General features: G+C 42.6%; 22 protein-coding genes. 7 read left to right on the top strand and 15 right to left on the bottom strand.

Annotated elements, in window-relative coordinates:
- Positions 1–2: 2 nt before the first annotated feature.
- The 8 genes from NST57_RS17745 to NST57_RS17780 form a co-directional block, all read right to left on the bottom strand.
- Positions 3–1271 (bottom strand): ABC transporter substrate-binding protein, encoded by a 1269-nt coding sequence (locus NST57_RS17745; RefSeq protein WP_341298985.1) that lies wholly within the window; start codon positions 1269–1271, stop codon positions 3–5.
- Positions 1272–1370: 99 nt separating this feature from the next.
- Entirely contained in the window at positions 1371–2792 is a 1422-nt protein-coding gene (locus NST57_RS17750) for a response regulator transcription factor (protein WP_341298986.1), read from the bottom strand.
- A complete protein-coding gene (locus NST57_RS17755; protein ID WP_341298987.1) occupies positions 2786–4228 on the bottom strand; it encodes a sensor histidine kinase in 1443 nt (480 codons plus the stop codon). Before NST57_RS17755 ends, NST57_RS17750 begins: the two co-directional genes overlap by 7 nt.
- Positions 4225–5226: a sugar-binding protein gene (locus tag NST57_RS17760; protein WP_341298988.1), complete on the bottom strand. Its 1002-nt coding sequence runs from the start codon at positions 5224–5226 to the stop codon at positions 4225–4227. Before NST57_RS17760 ends, NST57_RS17755 begins: the two co-directional genes overlap by 4 nt.
- Before the next feature lie 69 nt (positions 5227–5295).
- Entirely contained in the window at positions 5296–5751 is a 456-nt protein-coding gene (locus tag NST57_RS17765; RefSeq protein WP_341298989.1) for a GNAT family N-acetyltransferase, read from the bottom strand.
- A gap of 105 nt (positions 5752–5856) precedes the next feature.
- Positions 5857–6465, bottom strand: coding sequence for a bifunctional 4-hydroxy-2-oxoglutarate aldolase/2-dehydro-3-deoxy-phosphogluconate aldolase (locus NST57_RS17770; protein WP_341298990.1), 609 nt, complete (start codon positions 6463–6465; stop codon positions 5857–5859).
- Complete coding sequence (locus tag NST57_RS17775) at positions 6437–7453, bottom strand: sugar kinase (protein ID WP_341298991.1); 1017 nt, start codon at positions 7451–7453, stop codon at positions 6437–6439. Before NST57_RS17775 ends, NST57_RS17770 begins: the two co-directional genes overlap by 29 nt.
- Positions 7454–7539: 86 nt before the next feature.
- Positions 7540–8550, bottom strand: a complete 1011-nt coding sequence (locus NST57_RS17780; protein ID WP_142152876.1) for a substrate-binding domain-containing protein — start codon at positions 8548–8550, stop codon at positions 7540–7542.
- A 257-nt stretch (positions 8551–8807) separates the two neighbouring features.
- On the opposite strand from NST57_RS17780, the gene kduI reads away from it, so the two are divergent.
- From kduI to NST57_RS17805, 5 genes are all read left to right on the top strand, one after another.
- The gene (gene kduI, locus NST57_RS17785; protein WP_017368169.1) at positions 8808–9635 is read left to right on the top strand and encodes a 5-dehydro-4-deoxy-D-glucuronate isomerase; all 828 of its coding nucleotides are present in this window, start codon (positions 8808–8810) and stop codon (positions 9633–9635) included.
- A 4-nt stretch (positions 9636–9639) separates the two neighbouring features.
- Positions 9640–10413: a 2-dehydro-3-deoxy-D-gluconate 5-dehydrogenase KduD gene (kduD, locus tag NST57_RS17790; protein WP_341298992.1), complete on the top strand. Its 774-nt coding sequence runs from the start codon at positions 9640–9642 to the stop codon at positions 10411–10413.
- 104 nt (positions 10414–10517) lie between these two features.
- Complete coding sequence (locus NST57_RS17795; protein WP_041507873.1) at positions 10518–11984, top strand: spore germination protein; 1467 nt, start codon at positions 10518–10520, stop codon at positions 11982–11984.
- Between the two features lie 3 nt (positions 11985–11987).
- Positions 11988–13088 carry a GerAB/ArcD/ProY family transporter gene (locus NST57_RS17800; protein WP_142152881.1) on the top strand — a complete coding sequence of 367 codons (1101 nt, stop codon included), beginning with the start codon at positions 11988–11990 and terminating at the stop codon, positions 13086–13088.
- Positions 13085–14230 carry a Ger(x)C family spore germination protein gene (locus tag NST57_RS17805; protein ID WP_226650564.1) on the top strand — a complete coding sequence of 382 codons (1146 nt, stop codon included), beginning with the start codon at positions 13085–13087 and terminating at the stop codon, positions 14228–14230. The genes NST57_RS17800 and NST57_RS17805 overlap by 4 nt, the downstream gene beginning before the upstream one ends.
- Positions 14231–14429: 199 nt before the next feature.
- On the opposite strand, the gene NST57_RS17810 is transcribed toward NST57_RS17805, so the two are convergent.
- Both NST57_RS17810 and NST57_RS17815 read right to left on the bottom strand, forming a co-directional pair.
- The gene (locus tag NST57_RS17810; protein WP_341298993.1) at positions 14430–15827 is read right to left on the bottom strand and encodes a bifunctional glycosyltransferase family 2 protein/class I SAM-dependent methyltransferase; all 1398 of its coding nucleotides are present in this window, start codon (positions 15825–15827) and stop codon (positions 14430–14432) included.
- Between the two features lie 136 nt (positions 15828–15963).
- Positions 15964–17328 carry a sugar porter family MFS transporter gene (locus NST57_RS17815; RefSeq protein ID WP_341298994.1) on the bottom strand — a complete coding sequence of 455 codons (1365 nt, stop codon included), beginning with the start codon at positions 17326–17328 and terminating at the stop codon, positions 15964–15966.
- A 271-nt stretch (positions 17329–17599) separates the two neighbouring features.
- Between NST57_RS17815 and NST57_RS17820 the strand changes: the two genes are divergently transcribed.
- Positions 17600–18565, top strand: coding sequence for an LCP family protein (locus NST57_RS17820; RefSeq protein WP_008343248.1), 966 nt, complete (start codon positions 17600–17602; stop codon positions 18563–18565).
- A 167-nt stretch (positions 18566–18732) separates the two neighbouring features.
- Positions 18733–19614 (top strand): Cof-type HAD-IIB family hydrolase, encoded by an 882-nt coding sequence (locus tag NST57_RS17825; RefSeq protein WP_200831195.1) that lies wholly within the window; start codon positions 18733–18735, stop codon positions 19612–19614.
- A gap of 56 nt (positions 19615–19670) precedes the next feature.
- Here NST57_RS17825 and NST57_RS17830 read toward each other — a convergent pair whose 3' ends face one another.
- From NST57_RS17830 to pgsB, 5 genes are all read right to left on the bottom strand, one after another.
- Entirely contained in the window at positions 19671–20894 is a 1224-nt protein-coding gene (locus NST57_RS17830; protein ID WP_341298995.1) for a C40 family peptidase, read from the bottom strand.
- 106 nt (positions 20895–21000) lie between these two features.
- Positions 21001–21171, bottom strand: a complete 171-nt coding sequence (locus tag NST57_RS17835; protein ID WP_008343253.1) for a hypothetical protein — start codon at positions 21169–21171, stop codon at positions 21001–21003.
- Positions 21168–22334 (bottom strand): CapA family protein, encoded by a 1167-nt coding sequence (locus NST57_RS17840; RefSeq protein WP_142152896.1) that lies wholly within the window; start codon positions 22332–22334, stop codon positions 21168–21170. Before NST57_RS17840 ends, NST57_RS17835 begins: the two co-directional genes overlap by 4 nt.
- Positions 22335–22352: 18 nt before the next feature.
- Complete coding sequence (pgsC, locus tag NST57_RS17845) at positions 22353–22802, bottom strand: poly-gamma-glutamate biosynthesis protein PgsC (protein ID WP_007497520.1); 450 nt, start codon at positions 22800–22802, stop codon at positions 22353–22355.
- 15 nt (positions 22803–22817) lie between these two features.
- Positions 22818–23999, bottom strand: a complete 1182-nt coding sequence (gene pgsB / locus NST57_RS17850; RefSeq protein WP_142152898.1) for a poly-gamma-glutamate synthase PgsB — start codon at positions 23997–23999, stop codon at positions 22818–22820.
- Positions 24000–24223 lie beyond the last annotated feature (224 nt).

The following is a 24223-nucleotide window of genomic DNA, read 5'->3' on the forward strand; positions in this document are numbered from 1 at the left end:
CTTTATTTCATTGAATCTTTTAAAGAAGAAACGAACTGGCTGCTGTCTTTTTGTGTCACGAAAATATTGACGGCTTGGTTCGCCTTCGTGACAAAGCCTTCATCAGCAGCTGAGCCATGCGCAAGAGACGGTGCCAGCTTTGACTCTTTAAACGCCTTCATGGCCGATTTTCCGTATTCATCATATTTTGATACGTCTGCATCCACACGTGCCGGTATTGACCCTTTTAGCGGATTAAACGCATCCTGTCCTTCCACAGATCCTAAAACAGATAAGAATTTTTTCACGTTTTCTGGCTGTTTGACACCCTTCGGCAGTCCGAATGTATCCGTGATGACCATAAAGCTGCCTTCCGTACCAGGAGTTGCCACGTATCCAAAGTCTTTATTCACCTTCAAATCTAGATCATTCACAAAATATCCTTTTGCCCAGTCGCCCATGACATTCATTGCAGCTTCCCCTTTTGCCACGAGTTGTGAGGCATCCTGCCAGTTACGCGAGCTATGATCGTCGTTGACGTATTCGAGCATACGTCCAAAGATGTCTGCTGCTTCCTTCACTTTTGCATCATCCATTTTTAAGTCGCCCGCCCAAAGTTTTTGATAGTCATCTGCACCTAATACACCTAGAAGAACGCTCTCATACAAATGAGTCGCTGCCCAAGGTTCTTTATCCCCAAGCGCAAGTGGTGTTATCCCTTTTTTCTTTAAGGCATCGGCTGTTTTGAAAAATTCATCAAACGTCGTTGGCGGCTCTAAGCCCTGATCTTCAAATACTTTTTTGTTATACCAAAGCACATTGCCTCTGTGAATATTCACTGGAACGGAATAGATTTTCCCGTCTTTGCTCACAAGGTCAATCAGTGATTCTGGAAATTTATCCTTCCAGCCTTCTTTTTCATAAAGATCATCCAGCGGTTCCATCTTGCCGGCGGCTACCCAGCTCTCATTCAGCTCTGCTCCCCCATGTACTTGGAACGTAGCCGGCGGATCATCTCCTTGCATCCGGCTTGTTAGAACAGCCTTTGCATTCGTACCAGCGCCACCAGCGACAGCTGCATTTTCAATTGGAATGTCTTTATTTTTCTCTTCAAACAATTGAATGAGTGCCTTCAGCCCGTCTTCCTCACCTGCACCAGTCCACCAAGAGAAAATTTCTAGCTTCTCCGCTCCGCCCTCTTTTTTTGCATCTGAGTTCGTCGATGAACTGCAAGCAGAGACGACCAGCATACAGAGTGCCAATAAAGTAAAGCCTATTTTAAACTTCATCATGGATCCCCCATCCCTATTTTGTAAGCGTTATCAAAATAAGTATACTGGCAGATCCTTGCCTTTTTTCAGGCAAACTTCTTCACTTTTTTATGAAATTCTTCATTTTTTTACGACCTGTTTTCGATATTCCTTCGGTGAACAGCCCACCATTTTTTTAAACACACGACTGACGTAATTCGGATCAGTATATCCTGCTTGATAGGTGATTTCTTTTAAACTAAGCGAACTCTCTTTCAGTAGCTTCTTCATTTTATCCATCCTACAGGTCGTCACATATTCTTTAAACGTCAGACCTGTCTCATCCTTAAAGCGTTTGGTGAAATACGTCGGGCTTAAATCAACATAGGCGGCCGTTTGCTCCAGCGTGATATGTTCGCAAAAATGTGTTTGAATGTATCGTTTCGCCCGTTCTATATCATTCACCGTCTGGGTTCTTGCTTCATACAGATCAAATAAATGGTCACAGCATTGGCGGCATTCTGTTTCTGTAGTGATAGCCAGGATAGGCACATCTGCACGAAGTCGTGATTTGAGTAAAATGAGCAGCTCTTTCACATGAGAAATGGTTGCCCCTTCTAATTGGAAGGCATCATAGTAAGCAAGAGCATCATCTCTTCTCCCTTCTTCTAGTGCCAGCATCATGTCATCGGCAAGCTCAGGCAAGTTGATCAATACGTAAGATTGTCTATCTGTATGGTAAAAGCCATAACGAACAGCGCCGTCATCTTTTTTCCGCTGATAATAGGACAGCTTCGCTTCTGCCGCACTTTTCTGAAGTTGAAGTGGATTTGAGACAGGATGACCCATGCCAACAATGACAGGGGAATGCTGCTCGCTTGTCATGGCAGCGCGAATGGCTTGCAGTACATTCGCCTTTAGATGACCAGGTGACTGACGGCTGTAAATCAAGCATGTAAACAGCTCACCGCTCACTTTGATAGGCACTGCTTGAAAAAGCGCAGACTCCTGCAAATGATTCAGGAGTTGATCCCCGCCTGTCCGCTGAACAGCGATCACTAGACCTGCTTGAAAATCCTGAAACAGCCGCTCAAACGCTGTGGAGGAATAAGATTGACCATTCAACACATGGGCTTCCAGCCATTTTGACTGCTGATTGACTTTCTCCGCCTGCCGCAGGGAGACCTCCTGCTGAATTTCTGCCGCAACAGAACGAATCGCTGTAATGGTTTCGTCTTTATCAGCTGGTTTGACAAGGTATTGTTTGACCCCTTCCTGCATGGCTTGCTTGGCATAATCAAATGTATCGTAGGCTGTCAGCATAATAAATTTAGTATAAGGGCAGCTTGCTTTGATCTGTTTGATCGCTGTGAGTCCATCCATGCCAGGCATCTGAATATCCATGAGCACAAGGTCAATTGGCTGAGACCGCGCCAATTCCACCGCCTTTTTTCCATTCGCAGCTTCCCCTGCAATATGACAGTCTGGCAGCCATTCGGTCATGAACTTACGCATCGCCATTCGTTCAATTTTTTCATCATCTACAATCAGCACGTTCAGCATGCTCGTTCCTCCTTGATTGGTATTGTCAATTGAATGGTGGTTCCTTCGTTTGGCTTTGAATCAATTTGAAGGGCATCCTGCACTCCGTAAAACAAACGCAGCCTCGACATCACATTTCGAAGACCAATTCCTGTCGAGTGACCTTTACTACATGTATCTGGATGATCTTCTTCCTCTTGCGATAGCAATCTTTTTTTCTCTTGATCACTGATGCCAAGTCCATTATCCCGAATCCGAATCATAACAAAGCCATCATCTCGATCAATAGAGAGCTCTACAAGCCCCCCCTCCTCTTTTGGTTCTACCCCATGAATAAAGGCATTTTCGACAAGCGGCTGCAATGTGAGGCTCGGAATGTGTACAGATAGACACGATTCATCTATGGTCGTTTTGCATGTAATACGATCGGAAAATCTTGTTTCTTGTATATGAAAATATTCTTTTACCACTTTCACCTCTTGTTCTAACGTAACAGACGTGCTGAGAGGAGATAGTGAATACCGCATCAGCGTAGAAACGGATTGTATCAATCTCGATGTCGCATCAGCTGATTCTAAGTACGCCATACGTGAAACGATGTTTAATGTATTAAATAAAAAATGTGGGTTCATTTGATTTTGCAGTGTTTTCAGCTTCATGTCTTTAATTTTCTGATCTAAAGCGGCCTTTTGCTTCATCTCTTCAATCATTACCTTCATCTCTCGCCGCATTCGCTCAAAGGCATGATTTAACACAGAGATTTCGTCCTTTGATGACACATGCAAATTCGGACCATCAAAATTTCCTTCTGATACTTCTTTAGCACTTCGAGATAGATGAACGATCGGTCTTGAAATCCCGCCCGCAATGATATAGGCCATCCATAAAGCGATGCCTATCGATAATGTAAACAGACATAGAGTAAAAAGCGCATACGTTTGATGTCTTTTTTGAAGGGATTGGTAGAGTACTTGATACTCAGATAATTCATCATCCAAAAGAGTCATTGTCTGCTCTTGGATATAAGAGGACACGGTTCTTACTTCTTTCACACTTGCAGCATATTCTTTGATTTTCCCTTCTTTGACATGATTCATTGTCGCATCACTTTCGTTTATGAGCGTCCGCATCATATATTGATATTTTTCAATGGAGGGGATGGCGGCATGAAGCCCTGCATCTTTGAGCAATGCTTGATCATATGATGTCATTTTCTGTTTTGATTCAGCATACCCTTTGGCAAACGCCTGATCCTTTTCGATGGCAAAGGCGTTGACCTTTTCATACATCGTTTTTGCCTCTGTCGAAATATCATTCAGCAGGAGAAAGGAACGAAAGCTCTTGCTATATTCTGATGTGATTTTTGAACTGCTCCAATACACAAAAAAAGCGGCCACATTGCCAAGGAGCACAAGAATTAAAAAAGCCAATAATAACTTACTTCGAATTCTCTTCATGGCTGAACCCCCTGCAGTCTTTCCGTTTGATGAAGGGGCAGGTCTCCTCGCCGAATCACACTCGTCCCTGTGTACTGAAGCGGTTCTTCTTTATCCCCTTGCTGCAAACGAACAAGAGATTCAACCGCTTGATAGCCCATTTCATAAGGGTGCTGTACAACCACTGCATCGATTTTCCCATCATCCAGCGCTTGAATCGTATCAGGCAATGTATCAAATGCCAGCACATAAACATCTTTAGACGAATGATATTGCTCTATTGCTTGAATAATGCCGACACCGTCTAATGCGCTTGTTCCATAAAACGCGGTGAGCTGCGTATGATCATTTAACAATTTATACGCAGCACCGGAAGCACCTGATTTCGTAATCGCCGACTCTTCTATTCCAGCAATATGAATGCGTTTCTCACCAGAAACGGCATCTCGAAACCCCTTCACGCGAAGCTTCTGGTGAATCGCATCAAGCCGTCCCGTCACAATGCCCACATACTGCTCGCCTTTTGTATCAGCGATGAGTGCCTGTCCGGCGATAAAACCGGAATAATAGTTATCTGTTCCGACATACACTTGACGCTTGCTCCCCTCTGCATCGGTATCGACTGTGACGACATCTATACCTTTCTCTCTTGCTTTTTGAAAGAGCGGTTTGTATTTCTTTGCATCAAGCCCTTGTGTCATAATGCCGTCCACATGACCAGCAATCGCCATATCAATGGTTTTCAGGTGATCATCCAAATCAGCCTGCTTTGGACCTAGGTATTCAAGATACACCCGATGAACTTCCGCCGCATCAGCAGCTCCCTTTTGCACCAATTGCCAATATTCATTATCAAGTTCCTCTGGTACAAGAACAAAGTGATATTGATAAGTTGATACCGCCTCGTCGGAAGCGCTTTCAATTTTAACTAAATCTTGACCTAATACAGATAAAAAAAGAACAGATATAACACAAAATGTGAGAAATGCGCCCATTCCGAACAGCTTCGACCATTTCATTCACATCCCCCTCCTTTCATTGTTGCCGCATAAAAAAAGAGCTGCTATAAAAGCATACTCTCTCGACCTCTATAATTCCTTTGTCATAAATAAACTGTTTGGATCTTCTTGGTATGAACCAAAAGGCGGACAATATTGAAATCCAAAGCTTTCATATAATTTTCTTGCCGGTTCAAAGAAAGCGATCGCACCTGTTTCAAGGCTGACTCTTTTATAACCCCGCTGCTTCGCCTCATGGAGAAGATGGGTCAACAGATGCTTCGCCACGCCTTTTCGCATATGGGTTGCTGCCGTCCTCATCGATTTGAGTTCACCATGTTCACTTGATAGCTCCTTGATGGCTCCGCAGCCAAGAAGCGCCTCTCCATCCCTTGCACTCCATACTGTGACATCTTGTTTTTTCAGATCGTCTAACGGAAGGGCATGAATGCTTTCTGGCGGTGAATGTTTTTTCATCTCTTCTAAATGAGCTTTAATCAATTGTTCAATTTGACCATCTTTTAGTTCATCTTGTTGAATGTACATATCGACCTCTCCTTTATGCTCATTTTACTTGAAAAGATGCGTCTTCTGAGCTTTTATGTCAGATAAACGAACAAACAACCGGCATCCATCCGCCGGTTGTTTACGTTATCTATATGATGGTTGAAGAACAGCCTGTAATTCTTCTGCTGTACTGCTTTCAAGCTGGCTGCCGACACCTACTGCCACAGCTCCTGCTTCAAGCCACTTTGGCACATCGACTGGATGAATGCCTCCTGTTGGGATGAACTCAATCTCTGGAAACGGGCCTTGCAAATTTTTCATATAGGACAAACCGAAGGAGCCGCTCGGAAAAAGCTTTAACACACTGTATCCATTTGCTTTTGCCTGCATAATTTCACTCGGGGTCAAAACGCCCGGTACGTAAAGTGTATCGTGAAAGGATAGGTGTTCTCCGATGATAGGAAGATATCCAGGGCTGACGATAAATTGAGAGCCGGCTTCAATGGCTGATTGTGCCTGCTCAAGCGTTGTAATCGTTCCGGCTCCGACAATCAAGTCGTGGTCATGCTGGTAAGATGCAATGATCCGCTCTGCTTTGGGCGTGGTATATGTCACTTCGATGGCCCGCACCCCTTTTTTCTTTAAACGACCAATCATCTCTATCCCCTCTGCCTCACTACCTGCTCTGACCACCGCAATGAGTTTACAAGCTGCGAGCTTCTCTTTAACGCTCATACTTGCTGACTTTCCCATACCTCTCATCTCCCTTCATATCGTGTCGCCTTTGATATCGTTTGGCTTCTTTTATAAATGCCTGAAGCTCTTCCCGTTTCGGCAGTCCCTCGTGATCTCCTGGGGACATGACTGCAAGTGCTCCAATGGCATTGCCTCTTGTCACCGATTTTTCATATGATAATCCGTCCAGCAGACCGCTCATCACTCCCACTGCAAATCCATCACCAGCTCCGACTGTATCCACGACATGAGACACATGGAAACCATCCACTACACCTTGGCCGGATGCACTTTTGAAATAGGCTCCTTCCGCTCCCAGTTTAATGACCACAAGCTTGACACCTTTTTGCAAATAAACATCCGCAATCGCTTCGGGCTCATGACACCCCGTGAGTCTTTGACCTTCTGCAAGCCCTGGGAAAAACCAATCGACTTGAGCAGCCATCTGGTTCACCGTATGAATCATGTCTTCTTCCTCTTCCCATAGCTGAAGTCTAAGGTTCGGGTCAAAGGAAATGGTTTTTCCTGCTTCTTTCATTTCTTTAAGGGCATGAAAAGAAAACGCTCTCATTTCACTAGACACAGCAGGTGGGATTCCGGTCATATGAAGATGTCCTGCCTGCTGAAAATAAGTGGACGGGAAATCGCTTGGGTTCAATGTGCTCGCAGCAGAGCCTTTTCGGTAGTACGTCACATCAGGGTCTCCATCGATGACTTTTGATTTCAGCAATATCCCTGTTTTGGCTCCGTCATTTGAACGGAGTACTGCCTTCGTATCGACCCCTTCTTTTTGAAGCTCTTCTAAAATAAATGTACCAAGTGAGTCCGCCCCGACCTTGCTCATCCAGCCTACGCTAAAGCCTAATCTTGCCAAGCCGACCGCAACATTACTCTCTGCACCAGCAAGTGCTTTTTGAAACGTATGCACTTGGTGAAGCTCGCCAATTTCTTTTGCATAAAACATCGCCATTGATTCCCCAAATGTGATCACATCCAATGATTTCACTGATTTCTCCCCTTTCTTGGTACCGGTTTCAAAACAGTTGAAAAAGAGAGAGCATGCACGTATGTATACTCTTCTCTGCCTGACGTTTATAAAGATTTTCTCACAATGATTTCACCATCAAGTTGAATGGTCTGGGGTGCACTCTTATCCCCTTCAAGACGCGTCTTGATTTTTTGCATCGCTGCTTTCCCCATCTCATGAGATGGCTGCGCCACCGTAGTGATGCCTGGCCCGATGAGCTTATACCATTCTGTATCATCAAATCCGGCAATGCCTATCTCCTCAGGAATCTTCACCCCGAGATCGACGAGTTCACTGATGAGCTTCAGCATGAGCAATCCATTGGCTGCTAAAATCGCTTTTTTCTGATGGTTTGCTTGTAAAAAACGAAGAATTTCATCTCGCATTTGTTCCTTTTGCTTCAAATTGATTTCTGCAATCATAGGTTTCTTATGTTGACTCATGGCCGTCTGTTCATAGGCTTCTTTTCGTTCTTCACGAGGACTAATCCCATCGACCGGCTCAGTAAAGAAAGCGATATGTTCGTAGCCTTTTTCATACATTTGATGAAGTAGACGAGCCGTGATGTCACGGTTATTCGTTGTGACGGTATCGACCTTGAGTTCAGGTAACTTACGGTCAACAAGAACAATCGGTACACCGTTTTGCTTAAAGTCTTGCAAAATGTCATTGTTTTGACCGGTCGTATTCATGATCAGCCCTTCAATATAATGCGCATTCAGCTTCAGAAGCATTTCTCGTTCTTTTTCTGGACGATTATCTGTGTTGCACACCATAATGCTGTATCCATATTCATCACAAATCTCTTCCACACCACGAAGTGTCGCAACAGAGAAAGGATTCGTAATATCAGCCACAATAAAACCAATGACCTTGCTCTTTCTTACTTTCAATCCTTGGGCAAGCTGACTCGGACGGTAATGGAGCTCCTCAATGGCTTTTTTAATCTTTTTTACCTTTTCAGGAGAAATTTCATTTGTTCTGCCATTGATGTATCTGGATACCGTTGATTTTGAGACACCTGCATATGCTGCAACTTCGTTAATGGTGACTTTCGTTTGCTTTTTCTCTTTCATACAAAAAACTCCCAAGATCGATCTTCTCATTTGTTTCGAAACCGATTTCAAATAAACTTAAAAAAATCATACCACAAGTTAAGCTGTATCAGAAGATTTTTTTCATGAACATGAAGAAAAAAAGCTTTTATACAAATAAAGAAAGCGATTTCAAATTAACGGTTGACGCCGCTCTCTTTTTCCTCTAGAATTTTCCTTGAAACCGATACCAAATAAAACAATCATATGTTTCAGATGGAAAGGGAGGCTTATCTCAAATGGAAAATCGTTATGCTGTACATCCTGAGCAGGTCAAGCGTTTTACAACAGAGGAACTTCGTCGTCATTTTCATATTCCGACACTTTTTGTCAGTGGTGAATTGAAGCTGTATTATTCGCATGAGGACCGCGTGGTGATTGGCGGCGTTATGCCGACATCAGAACCGATCAAGCTGGATGCCGGCGACTTTTTACGTACAGAATATTTCCTTGAAAGACGGGAAATTGGCATTGTAAATGTCGGCGGCCAAGGTACGGTCACAGTCGATGGTGAGTCATTTGTGCTGGAGCATAAAGATTTCTTATATATTGGACTTGGACACGAACATGTACAGTTTGCTAGTTCATCAGGTGAGCAGGCCAAATTTTATCTTGTGTCAGCCACCGCTCATAGAGCGTATCCGACACAAAAGGCTGCGATCGCTGAATTAACACCGAATCATTTAGGGGAAGCATCCGCCTCAAACGTACGCAATCTGTATCAGGTCATTCATGCAGACGGCATCCAAAGCTGCCAGCTTATGATGGGCATCACTCAGCTTGAAACCAATAACACATGGAACACGATGCCTGCTCATATACATGACCGGCGGATGGAAGTGTACTTATATCTTGATATAGAGGAAGACGCACGTGTCTTTCATTTTATGGGGGAGCCATCTGAAACGAGACATCTCGTTGTGGCAAATGAAGAAGCCGTCATCTCACCTGCCTGGTCCATTCATTCAGGCTCAGGTACAGCAAATTATTCATTTATTTGGGCAATGGCGGGAGAAAACTATACGTTTAAAGATATGGACTTTGTCCCGATGGACCAGCTGAGGTAATGAAATGACGACGACATCATATGTAGCGTCCCTCTTTTCCCTCGAAGGCAAAACAGCTCTTGTCACAGGTCCTGGAACTGGTATTGGGCAAGGTATTGCCGTAGCGCTTGCCCGTTCAGGTGCAGATATCATCGGCACCTACCACCATACGCCGCTTGATGAAACAAAAGAACTTGTCGAACAGACCGGCAGATCATTTCATGCGATTCAAGTAGACTTTTCAGATCCTAATTCCGCCAAGCGAGATGTTGATGCCCTTTTAAAGCAGCATACAATTGATATTTTGATCAATAATGCTGGGACCATTAAAAGAGAAGAGGCCGCTCAATATTCAGAGGAAAACTGGCATACTGTGATGGATGTGAATATCAACAGTCTCTTTTTCCTCACGCAAAAGGTCGGACAGCAGATGCTGAAAAAAGGGCAAGGGAAAATTGTCAATATCGCTTCCCTTCTATCATTTCAAGGTGGTGTCTTTGTTCCCGCTTATACAGCAAGTAAGCATGCTGTCGCAGGTTTGACGAAAGCTTTTGCAAATGAATGGGCAAGTCAGCATATTCAGGTCAATGCGATCGCGCCTGGTTATATTGCAACCAATAACACGCAAGCCATTCGTGACGATGCGAACCGGAATGAAGAGATTCTGAAACGAATTCCCGCTGGACGCTGGGGACGGCCTGAAGATCTAGCTGGTGCTGCCGTCTTTCTCAGCTCCCCTGCTTCCGATTATATGAACGGTCATATTTTAGCCGTAGATGGCGGCTGGCTGGCGAGATAAACATGTGAAGAGAATTCCTATTTTAGGGGATTCTCTTTTTTCTATTTGCATAATTCTTCTCCTTCCGAGTCACTCTATAAAAAAAGACATGAGGGTGAGGTATTATGAAAAGTCGTATTGAACAAGATATAGAGTCCGTCATTCAGCGTGTCAAAAGCTTTGCAGGTAAAAGTGATGATATCGTGTTCCACTCTTTTTCATTTGGTCCTTCCGCTGTCTCTGCATGTCTCGTGTACGTTGAAGGACTCACAGAATTTGAGATGCTTTCCAAACAAATCATTTCACCTATGCAAAAGGAACTGACCATCACCGAGGTCGACCACACCACACTTTCTTCCCTTTCTAAAACGTTCTTTGGTATTCAAAATGATGTGCTGGAAGATATGAACCTTGCCATCGAGCAGTTATACAGCGGCAGGGCTATTTTATTTGTGGATCGAGCCACTCAAGCGCTTGCGCTCCATACGAATCTCTTTCAATTTAGAGAAGTTGAGGAGCCGCAATCAGAAGTCCTTGTCAGAGGACCCCGGATTGGATTTATTGAAAATCTTGAAAAAAACACGGCATTGCTTCGTGAAAGAGCAAACGATCCGAATCTAGTGATACAAAAAGTCAATGTGGGTACTCGGAATAAAAAGTCTGCCGCTCTCGTGTACGTTCGAGATATAGCAGATCCAGCACTTGTGGAAGATGTTGTTTCACGAATGAAAGAGATCAAGATGGATGATATTCCTGAAACCGGCTATATTGAACAGCTAATCGAGGACAGCCACCTCACTATTTTTCCACAGATACAAAATACAGAACGACCTGACCGGGTCATCGCTGCTGTGCTTGAAGGCAAAGTCTCCATTTTGCTAGACGGCACACCTTTTGCCCTCATCATGCCGATGACACTGACTGCCTTGATGCAATCACCTGAGGATTATTATCAAAGGTGGACAAGCGCGACCCTTTTACGTCTGCTTCGTTATATCGCTGTGCTTTTGACTATTTTTTTACCTGGTCTCTACATCGCCCTTGTCTCCTATCACCCAGGTTTATTACCGACTCAGATGGCACTCACAATCGCAGGCAGTAGGCAGAATGTTCCGTTTCCTCCTGTAGTTGAAGCCATTCTCATGTCTTTTACGATTGAACTGCTGCGGGAAGCTGGGCTTCGTCTTCCTAGGGCGATTGGGCAGACGATTGGACTGATCGGCGGCGTCATTATTGGGCAGGCGGCTGTCCAAGCGAATATTGTCAGTGCCTTAATGGTCATTATTGTGTCTCTGACGGCACTAGCCGATTTCACTGCTCCATCATATGATTTCAGCTTTCCCTTACGCATCCTGCGGTTTATGGCCATCTTCAGTTCAGCCATGTTTGGATTATATGGCCTCATCATGTGTTATTTATTTGTACTTTGTCACTTGATGCAGCTAAAGACCTTTGGTTTTGACTATTTCACACCTGTTTTGTCTTCACCGTTTTCAGATTTAAAAGATACGTACGTTCGTTTACCGATAGGGCTATTTAAATCGAGACCGAAAACAGCCAAGACAAAAAATCTCAAAAGACAAGGAGAGTAAACGATGTACAGAGCTGAGAAGCTATCATTGTTACAAGTCACCATTCTGTGCAGTTCTACAATGATAGGCGCTGGAATTTTAACCATTCCACGCAGTTCTGCCAATTCAGGATTCCCTGATGGCTGGATCATTGTATTAATACAGGGAGTCATCTTTGCTTTCATTGCTTTTTTGCTAGGTTGGATTGCTGAGAAGAATGCGCCGGATACCATTTTTGAATCGAATACAAAGGGAGCCGGTGCCTTCTTTGGCACGATCTTTAATTTGATGCTGGTCGGTTATTTACTAGCCATTGTAGGCTTTGAAGCTCGTGTACTTGGGGAAGTGGTTCAGTTTTTCCTTCTGCAATCGACCCCCATGACAGTGATTGTGATGATTTTTTTACTTGTGGCGATCTATCATTTAAAAAGCGGGATTTTTCCAGTAGTGAAAATGGTGACATACATTTATCCGATGACGATGATCATTTATATTGGGCTCATGCTGTTCAGTTTGAAAATATTCGATTTTGATTACTTACGCCCGGTAATGGCACACGGGTTTAAAGATTTTAGTAATTTGTTCTCTCAAACATTTATTCAATTTACAGGCTTTGAAGTCATTTTGTTTGTCGTACCGCTTGTCTATAAGGACAAATGGTCAAAAGCGAAATGGGCAGCAGCGATCGGTGTAGGGATCACCACACTTATTTACTCTCTCACGCTTTTTATTGTGATTGGCTCCATGACGGTTGGAGAAACAATGTCACTTACATGGCCCACCGTCTCACTCATTCAAGCGCTAGAACTTGAAGGGGTGTTCATTGAACGCTTTGATATTTTCTTACTGACGATTTGGACATGCCAGCAGTTTATTTGCATGCTTGGCTTTTTCCAATTTGCCATTAAAGGGTGTCACACAGTCTTTAAAACGACCAATGTAACAAGGTTGCTATGGCTGTTGTTTTTCTTAACCTCTGCCCTATCTCTTTTCCCAAAAAATATTAATGAAGTCTTTTATTTTTCCACTTTACTCGGCTACGCTCTGTTCATTATTTTAGCCATTCCCTTCATCACATTTTTGCTGCTCACGATACGTAAAAAATGGGGAGGTGGTTCTGCATGAGGCGAAGGCGTTTACTTTTATTCTGCTTGTCCAGTCTTCTTTTTCTTCTAACTGCAGGGTGCTGGGACATAAAAGACATTGAGACATTAACGTTTGTGCGTGGCGTTGGCATCGATGAAACAGATGATCAAGGCGTAAAGCTCACTTACCAAAACCTTATACCAAATATGGGTGGAACAAAAGAAGCTGCTTCAACAGGCTATGTCAATGTCGTATCGAAGGGGAAAAATGTGCTAGAGGCTGTCAGTCATGTCGCCTTAAAGGATCAGCCGATCTACAGTGATCATCTTAAAATCTTTTTGTTCGGCAAAAGTCAGGCAGAGCATCACGATATTCAAGGAACACTTAATCACTTTATACGAGATGATGAGGTTCGAAGAAGTAGCTATCTACTAGTGACTCGTGATAATGCATCAAAAGTGCTCAATCAAAAATTAAATTCGCAGCAAAAGGTTCCAGTTGAGCATATCTTTGAAACATCAAAAAACCGAGACTATAACGGGAAAATTTTACTGCCGGTACGTATTGGGAGAGCGTCCGATTACTTTCAGATGGGCGTAAGCTTTCTTGTCCAAAGTGTGGATGCCATTAATGACGGGCTCGTCTATGATGGAGCAGGTATCATTCATGGAAAAACACGAAAACTCATAGGGTTTATTTCAGCAAATGACGTTCAAGCTTTAAATTGGATGATGAATCGTATCTCAGGCGGAGTAGTTCCTGCAACGTACAAAGGCTTTCCTATTACGTATGAAATCAAGAAAGCCGCTTCCAAGGTCGAACCTTATCTAAAAGATGGAAAGATTTCCTTTAAAGTCAGTATAAAAACAAATGGTAAACTATCTGAAGATCAATATCCTTCTGAGAACTCATTCGATGAACAGTACATCAAGCGTTATGAGCGCATCTTTTCAAAAAAAATCAATGAGCAGATTCACAAAGCTGTCCGCCACATGCAAAAAGAAGTTGGCGTTGATCCGATCTTTTTAAATCATCAGGTGCGCATCAAATATCCTGACTTTTGGGAGAAGCATCGTGACGAATGGGACACCCTATTTCAAGAAGCTGAAATTCATTACGATGTGAAAGTCAACATCTTGAACTTTGGTGCAGAAGGGGCAACGAAAAGCTTTAAATGGTAGTGCAGAAGGCGAATGACTGCCTTAGATGGTTGACAAAGGGCTAAAATGAACTTTGTTTTAGCCCTTTGTCTTCTTTTCATCGTGATAGAAAACCTTTGCAGTCTAGGAAAGACGAGTACCGGAGCGAATGAGAGATTCGTGATCACCGGCGCAGAGGACTGACAAAGAATGCGAGGGTTTGCCTACACGCTGAGGCGGATTACCCGGAGGGGGAACCGCCTTTTTTACGTGCAACGATCAAAAGCTGATAGAGCGTCACTTGATCAGATAATGCTTTTGTTTGAAAGCCAAGTGACTCTCCTACTCTCGCCACTTCGTCAAAAAACAATTGAACGTTTTGATCAATTGGCACATTGATCCGCTGTTCGATCACACGATGGAATAAATGGTCTGGAAAGAGCGCCCGCATCGTATTTGGTGTGAAAAATCTCATATGTGTTCGATCTAAAATCCCCACATCTTGATACGTAAAATCACCTGCCATTAAAGGCAGCAGTACTTCCGCATGCATCATATTAGGTAGGCAGCAAATGATCACACCACCTGGTTTTAAAGATGCATGCGCTTGAGCAATCATCTGCCATGGATCAGACACATGCTCTAACACATCAGAAAAGATCACAGCATCAAAAAAAGCTTCTTTCTCTGACCAAGGATACGTCTCCGCTTTTGTCTCAATCACTTCTTTGTAATACGCCTTTGCCATCTCTGCTTTTAATGCATCCGCCTCTACTCCGTACATGTCAACGGACTGCCGGTTGATCAGTTCCAGCCCTGTCGCCCCAGCACCGCAGCCAACATCCAGCACACATCTGGCATCCTCAGGGAGCAGTGCTGCAAAATATGGATGGGGGGAGATCAGGTTTAAATCAATGCCCCATTTATCTAAAAATCGAAGCCTGTTCTCCGCAAACAATGTAGAGATGTTCGTTTCTTCATTGGCATTGAAGGTAGCATGACCGTGATGATGCACAAAAGAATCATGGACGATTTGTAGCTGGTATCCCTTCAGCAATGAACGCAGACAAAGGTCATCATCCTCAAATGATCCATATACGAACCGCTCATCAAATAATCCTACATCCTCGATCAGCTCTCTTTTAACCAGCAGACAAAAACCAACAAGTCTATGCACATATGTCCTTTGACCTTTTCTCGCAGCCGTATACGCCTTCGCAAAGGCAGGAAGCTCCTTCACATCTGTGTAAGATGGCTGAACGAGCTGAGGACCACTCACATAATTGGAAACAGGGCCTACCATACCAATACGATCTGATGCAAAAAGAGCTTCTTTTAATGGTAAAAGCCAGTTTTCGGTCACAATCGTGTCGTTATTTAAAAAAAGAAGACTATCTCCTGTTGCTTTTTTCGCACCTTGGTTACAGCCCTTAGCAAAGCCTTGATTCTTCTCGTTATCAATCAACACGACATCTTCCAGTTTTCTCACATATTCCTTTGTTCCGTCTGATGAAGCATTATCCACGATGATGAGTTCATATTCATCACGCCGAGTATGCTTCTTGATACTGTCGATACATTTTTTCGTTAGGTGCAGTTCATTGTACGTCAGTATCACAATGCTCGTTTTTCCTTTCATCTCATTTCCACCTTTCGCCCGCCTGTTCCATATGTATGTCATAGGCAGCACGTTCAGAAGATGAGTGATTGTCCTTTCTTGATTAAACGTTTGTTTAACAAAGGAAGACCAGCTGCATGAGGCAGCTGGTCTTTTTTCATACCATTTCCCCTTCATCATTGACGACGGCACGGTTTCTCTTTTTTAAATCTTCTTCAATCTCTTCAAGACTTTTCCCTTTCGTTTCTGTGACTAAATATTTCACAAATAAGAAGGCACCTATGCCGATGGCCGCATAAATAAGGAAAAGGTTACTGATGCCAATTGCACTTAACAAGGTTGGGAATGTGAGCGAGATGATCAAATTCCCTGTATGCAGCAGGAAGGTCGATACCCCCGTACCAATTCCCCGGACATGTACTGGGAACAGCTCCGGCAGCATCACCCATACGACCGGGCCCCAGCTGACAGCAAAAATGACGATAAAAAGTCCTAAACATATAATCGTCGTCCACCCTGCAGCTGTTGACCCCTCGAAAAAACGGTTGACCACTGCTAGAACAATCAAACTTAGAACCATCCCGACATTTCCAAATAGGAGTAACGCTTTCCGCCCGACACGATCAATGATTTTAATCGCTACAAACGTCATAACAACATTGACTGCACCAATTCCTACAGTTCCTAAAATCGCTGCTGAATCGCCAAAGCCGACACTTGTGAATGTTTTTGGTGCATAATAAATGATCGTATTTGTCCCAATAAACTGCTGTAAAAAGGCTAAACCGACACCAGCAACTAAAGCTGGGTGCACCCACGGTTCAAATAATTCTTTAAGACCGCCCTTTTCTTCACTTTCTGCTTTTTGAATATCCGCAATCTCGTCTTCAACTTCTTGCTTACTTTGTCTAAGTTTTGACAATATTTCTTTCGCCCGTTCCGCCTGTCCTTGGACAAACAGCCAGCGAGGACTTTCTGGCATAAACAAAATACCACATAACAAAAGAACAGAAGGAACAACGGCAATTCCAAGCATCAGACGCCATGCCTCTGCATCCGCTAAAACGTAGTTCACCATATAGGCAAGAAGAATACCAAATGTGATCATGAGTTGGTTTAATGAGGAAAGTGCCCCTCTTGATTCCTTTGGCGCAAGTTCAGATAAATATAATGGAACAATCGTCGTCGAGCATCCGACAGCAAGTCCTAGCACGATTCGGAATAAGACCATGACCTCCGGATTCGGTGCAAGGGCTGTTCCACATCCGCCGATAATAAATAAAATGGCCGCGGCGATAATCGCTTTCTTCCGTCCGAATTGATCTGTCAGTTTTCCAGAAAGAGAAGCCCCGAACATCGCCCCGATTAAAATCGAGCTGACCACAAGTCCCTCTGTAAATGCATTTAAACCTAAATCCTCTTTCATAAATAAGATAGCGCCAGAAATGACACCTGTATCGTAACCATATAAGGCGCCGCCAAGTGCGCCGAAGAAATAAAGCCACCTATTCCGATTTTTCATGATCATAACCCCTCTTTTATCTATGTAATGACTGGATGTTTCTCTATGAAAAATCCTTTTCCTCACTTCCTGTCATTTCAAACATTTCGATGTTTTATGACAAATATATTTCATTTGCGTATCATTGAAACTTTTTTAGATAAGGAAACGTCAATTAAGCGTTAGTGAAAATAATGTCGCACTATATCCCGTTTTAAGGTATATTTGTTTTAGTTTGTAAGCATAAAGAAGGACATCTTTACTATAAAATCATAGCGAGGGTTTAAAATATATGGATCAAACAAGAAGTAAACGCAAAGGCAAAAAGCGTTTAAAACCATGGGTGAAAGTCACTCTTTTTATATTTGGTATTCTTTTACTGACAACCGCTTCTGTCACCGGCTATGCCTACTATAAAGTGACTTCGGCTGCGAAAAAAGCACAAGTCTCTCTAGACCGCGGTGCACAATCTGTCAAACGGATTGAAGCATTTGATCCTGGGAAAGACAGCTTTTCTGTCTTGCTGCTTGGCATTGACAGCAGACCCGGCGAAACAGTCAAACAAGCACGAAGCGATGCAATGGTCTTGGCGACAGTGAATCGTACGAATAAAACCGTGAAATTATTAAGTATTCCAAGGGACTCATATGTTAATATTCCAGGTCATGGTTATGACAAAATCACACATGCACACGCATTTGGTGATGCAGACCTCACGGTGAGTACAGTTGAAAATTTACTAGATATTCCTGTCGACTTTGTGATTGAAAGTAATTTCAAAGCATTTAAGGAAATTGTGAACGAATTAAACGGTGTTTCCGTTAACATTAAAGATGAATATGTTGTGAAACAGATTCTTAAAGATACAAAGGGCAAAGTTCAGCTGCAAACGGGTACTCACACACTAGATGGTGATCAAGCTCTCGCTTATGTGAGAACAAGAAAAGCAGACAGTGATCTCATGCGCGGACAGCGTCAAATGGAAGTTTTAAAAGCCATTTTTGATAAATCAAAATCAGTAACGTCCATTCCGTCTTATGACAATATCATAGATACTCTAGGTGATAACGTCTCAACTAACCTGTCAATGAAAGAACTAGTCGGTCTTTTCCCACTACTCACTTCATTAAAATCTGTTGATACGATTCAACTAAAAGGATCTGATTACCAGCCAAATGGCGTTTATTATTACCAATTGGATCAAAACCAACTGAACGAAGTCAAAACGGAATTGAAGAAACAGCTTGAATTATCATAAAAACAGAAAGCGTCCTTTTGGGCGCTTTTTCTCATGTCCTTGATCATTTGACCATTTTTGTTTAGCCTTAAAGAGAGGAATCCACGATCCGACTCTTTCATGAGAATGAAGGAAATCGTACATACTTTGAAGAGGCTATTGCATGAATGAAGGAGGATGTAACAGCAATGAAAAAAATGATTGCGATTGATTTAGACGGTACACTCTTAAATACGAAAAGTGAAATATCCGTTCAAAACCGGCAGGCATTGATTCGTGCGAAGGAAGCTGGATATATTGTGACCATTTGTACAGGGCGCGCGACTTTTGATGTAAAAGAGCTTCTTGGGGATTTGGACATTCCCATTATTGCGGCAAACGGAGGAACTGTCCATACAGAAGGGTACAAGCTCTTCAGCAGAATCACCCTTGATCAAGAAGCTGGAAGACGTGCTGCAAAGGAATTGGTGGAACGGAACATTTATTTCGAGGTCTATACAGACGATGCCCTCCTTTCCCCATTTGATGGAAAAGAAAAGCTCAAAGCTGAATTTGATGTGATCAAAAGCGCCAATCCTAACGAGGATGTAGCTGATTTATGGGAAGGGGCGATGACTCAATTTAAACAGTTTGGCATCAAACCTGTCGATGACATCCGTCAAATTTTTGAGTCGAATGAACCAACTTATAAATTACTATGCTTCTCATTTGATATGAATAAGTTGCAAGAAGCACGAGAACTTCTTTCTGAGATGCCTGAGCTCTCACTGACCTCATCTGGAGAACATATCATTGAGGTATTGCCAAAAGAGTCAGGCAAAGGACATGCCCTCAAGAAACTTGCAGCCCATTATGGCGTAGACCGGTCCAATATATATGCGATTGGTGACAGCCCTAATGATCTATCCATGTTCGATGAAACAGGACACAGGATAGCGATGGGGAATGCGGTGGATATCATTAAAGAAAAAAGCACCTATATCACAAAAGGCAACCATGAGGATGGCGTCGCCTATTTTATTGATCTGCTGCTGCAGAATCAATTTCAAGAAAAAAAGACGCTTGTCTGATCAGCGCCTAGTGAGAAGTCGAGAAGTCCGATCCGAGCATTGATCGGGCTTTTTCTTTATTTTTTGATTCTAACAGCCGTCTCATATTTATCCTTCCAATACGTACTTGTTTTCATATTGGTAATGACAACGCCATTTGAAACCGTCACATGAATGACTTGATTTGAACCAGCATAAATGGCTGGCAGCAACGAAGTCCCTTTAAAAAAGACAAGATCTCCCGGCTTTAGTTCCGATCGTTTCACAGGTGTACCTGCTTTAACTTGACCCGGCGCATAGCGAGGCATCTCCATTCCAAGCACTGCTTGATAGATATACTGCGTGAATCCTGCTGTATCAAAGCCTTGCTTTGGGCTCGCGCCACCTTTTACATAAGGTACTTCTCCAATATACGTAGCGGCTTTTGATACGACTGGGTCTTCTTTCGCTAGTTTCAGCTCAGTTAATCGTTTCGCACCTGTCCATTTCTCACGCCAATACGATTCAGACAGATAAGAAATCGTCACACTTTCCGAACGGCTCGCATGAATAAAGCGGTCTCCTCCGATGTACATGCCTACATGTGAAATTCCTTTTTTATACGTATTGCTAAAAAAAACAAAGTCTCCAGGGCGAATATCGTCTCGTGCTACTTTCTCTCCAACCATCCATTGCTGCTCAGCACTTCTTGGCAAATAAATCCCAAGTGATTTTTCAAATAAATATTGTAAAAAGCCTGAACAATCGAAGCCTACTTTTGGATCTGCCGCCCCGAATACATAAGGGATTCCTAAATATTTCATCGCATCTTTCACCAGTTGATCATCCGATATCTCTTGAGAAGCGGGCAGCCGTTTGACCGCATAGAACCGATCAGTCCAATATTTACTTTTGCTGACATCTGTTTTCACCACTCCTTGACTGAGTGTGATATGGATCACCTGATCATTTCCAGCGTACAAAGCAACATGTGTCGGGATGTCCTTTGTTTCTTCAAGACTGCGAAAATAGACAAGGTCTCCGGGCTTCGCTTTTTCCCATGATATTTTTTCACCGAGTTGGTATTGATCCATCACCTTTCGCGGCAAATCAAATGCACCTGTTGTTTTGTATATATATTGTATAAAGCCAGAAGCATCAAAGCCCGTTTTCGGATTGATTCCTCCTTTATGATAAGGGGTGCCTATCAGCGTTTCCGCTTGTTCTAAAGGAGTTGTTGTTTGAGCAGACACCTCTGTTTGGGACATAAACATGAGTCCTGCAATGGCACATCCTCCAAGCAGTATTCCTTTCCATTTCATCCTCTCTTCCTCCTTTCTTTTATAGTTTCGACATGATCCCTTTCATTTTACACTTTTTTCCGACAAAAAAGAGCACGCCTCGCGTACTCTTTTCATCATCATTTCTTTATTTACTTGCTTCCGCTTTTGATTGCTTTTGCTGTTCAATTTTCTGCATTTCAACCGAGATCTTTTGTTTCTCATGATCTGTGAGGCTGTCACTAAATTTAAAAGCAGACATAAAGACAAAGACTAAAATTAACGCAACAAACGGCCAGCTTGCTTTAAGGAATTTCATTTTTTATCCTTCCCCTCGTTTTCTTTTAATGCTTGAACTTTATCAGAATGATCGACTTCAAAGAAAATATGTCCGTCTTTTTCTTTCCAATCCGCATTCGTGCCATTTGTCAGCATACGGATAATCGATTTTGATTCAAGAGATCCTGCTTTGACTGGAGCAGGTGTCGCTTCTTTGATGTACATTGGAACCACTTCAAATGTCGCTTTTCCATCTTCATTCAGATGATACTGAACAATGGCAGAATCACGTGTTCTTGACCAGCCTTGGTCAAAAATAAAGTTCCCCAGGCTATAGAAGATCGCTGTTCCGTTATAGACTTCCATCGGCTCAAGAACGTGCGGGTGTGCACCGATAATGATATCAGCACCAGCCTTTGACATCGCTCTTGCCAGCTCTCTTTGTCTATCGTTTACTTCATTGTTATATTCCTGTCCCCAGTGCGCATGAACAACAACGATATCTGCCTTTTCAGCAGCTTGTGAAATCATCGGAATAAAGATAGATGGATCAGCTGGCAGAATACCTGCCTTGCGATTTGTTGCTTTAAAACCTTTTCCATATACATCTGTAAAACCAAGGGTAGCGATTTTAACGCCATTCACTTCTTTGTACGAAATATTCTGCTTCGCCTCTTTGACGTTGCGCCCTGCCCCTGTATAATCCATGTCAGCTTTGTCAAAGGCATCAATCGTGTTATTTAAGCCTTTTTCACCGTAGTCTGCCGCATGGTTATTCGCAAAGTTTAGTACAGAGAAATTCAAATCCTTTAACGCTTTTACAGAATCTTCATCTGTTTTCAAATGAATATTCTTTTGTGCTGCTTGTTCCTTATCTGAAGCCACTGGATGCTCAAAATTTCCTGTTACATAATCTGATACATCAAAATATGGCTTCGCATAGCGGAACAGATGCTGCTTTCCATAGCGGTCTGTTACTTTCTCTACATTTCTTCCAAACATAATATCTCCGACAAACGAAGCGGTCAGGATGTTTTCTGGATTCTTTTCTACAGTTGGCACTTGTGCTTTCCCGATAAATGTAAATAGAAATGTACAAGCAATGACAATCGGTAAAGCAATCAGTACGTGTTTATTCGTCTTTTTCTTTTGGTTCTTTGTGATTTTCAGCAGCTTTTCCTGAAAGCTCAATTTTTTATTCATCATTGGACACACCTTATCTTAAAATAGATAGTAAACATACATGATGGCAAATGTTGCACCACTTAGAAGTAATGTGCTTCCAAGGGTAATCGTAAGACCTTGCTTTTGAATCGTATTCGCAATCAATCCAGGCACGATGATTCCGATTCCGCGGAATTCTGCTATTTCAAACGGAACCACTGGATAGAAGAAATCAAATATGAGCTTTAAGGCAATCCCTGTAATCAGCATTGCCGCAAACTTTCTGCGTCCGTACAAAATCATAAATTTCGATAGACCAAAGCGAACGATCACATATGTCAGCAAGCTGACAGATAACACGACTAAAATGAAAACCGGCTGGTTAAAAACGAGCGCCAGATAACCCGGAACAACCAATCCAGCTGGTACGATTCCTGTTTTTTCTGCAAAGATTAAACTGAGTAGAACACCTAAAATTAACGAGATATAAAGATCTGATCCGAACATTTTCTATATTTCCTCCTAGCTGACAAGCTGCTTAATTTTGTATTCTTGAATTTTTTCGATTAAAGGTTCAGCGGCGCCGTGAATATTGCCGACTCCATAAACCACTCGATTATGAAGCTTTTTCTCAAGCATGTTCATAATTTGTTCTGTAGATTGATATTCAAGGTTGTGTAAGTGGTCAGCCGGAATTTTTCCATCCTCAAATGCCTTCACAATTGGATCTGTCGTTTCACCAATTAAGACAAGATCACTTGCTTCAATATAAGGAAGTACATCTTCCGCAAACTGGATCGTTCTATCTACGCGATCCGCACGACAGTTCATGATAATAATTGGTTCATCTGTTGGATATCCAATTTCCTTCACACGCTTCCAAATGTTCAATGTAGATGCTGCGTCATTAGCCGCAAATCCATTTACAAAATGTCCAGGTGTTTTTGCGTCCATTAATGGAAGAATTCTCATCGCTCCTGGATCAGGCGGCGCATTTAACATGCCTTTAAATGCTGTATCTTCATCAATCCCCAATGCTTGAGCGACACCAAGTGCAAGTGAAGCATTATCTGGGAACACCATGTACTCAAATTTCCGTAAATACTCATCGGTAATCTTGGAATTATCTGCAACAATCACTTCAGTATTGCGTTTTTTCGCAATCTCTTTAAAGAAATCTGTATATTCACTATCCGTAATAACCAAGTGCCCATTGTAAGGAATTGTCGCTGTAAAGGCTTCAGCTATTTCATCAAGAGTTGGCCCCATCACATCCATATGATCTTCAAGAACGTTTACAATCACGCCAATATTCGCTTGAAGCAGCTCTTCCTGAAAGATAATTTGGTAATCTGGATTCACCGCCATACATTCACTGACGATGGCATTTGCTCCTCTTTCAACGGTTTCTCTCATAACTTCTTTCTGCTCTCCGATATTTGGTCCTTGCGGTTTCCTTTTAATCGGTTTCTCTTCTGGCGTATCCCAATAAATCATTCTTGCATCCGTTCCTGTTGTTTTGCCGACAGTTTTATAACCTGCCTCCATTAAGATACCGGTTGTCAATCTTGTAACGGTAGACTTTCCGCGTATACCATTAATATTGACGCGTACCGGCAGGGCATCGATATTTTTCTGATGACGCTTCTTTTCAATAAAGCCAATCCCTAACATGATGACACAGGCTATAACGATTAACCACATCGCTTATCTACATCTCCTTTTTTTATGAGTGTGATATGTAAATTCAATCAACAGTATATAGGTTCAGCATAAAATCACAATCGGTATTATGTAACATAATCTTTCACTTCCTCGTATGCCAAATTCCTCTAATCAGAAGGTGTATTTGCCTATCTCACGTTCAAATGAAAAGGCCAAAAGACGGACAAAATGACGACTGAATTTCTGCTTCAAACAAGAGAAAG

The sequence above is a fragment of the Bacillus sp. FSL M8-0077 genome, from assembly GCF_038050255.1.
Taxonomy (GTDB): Bacteria; Bacillota; Bacilli; order Bacillales; family Bacillaceae; genus Bacillus; species Bacillus altitudinis.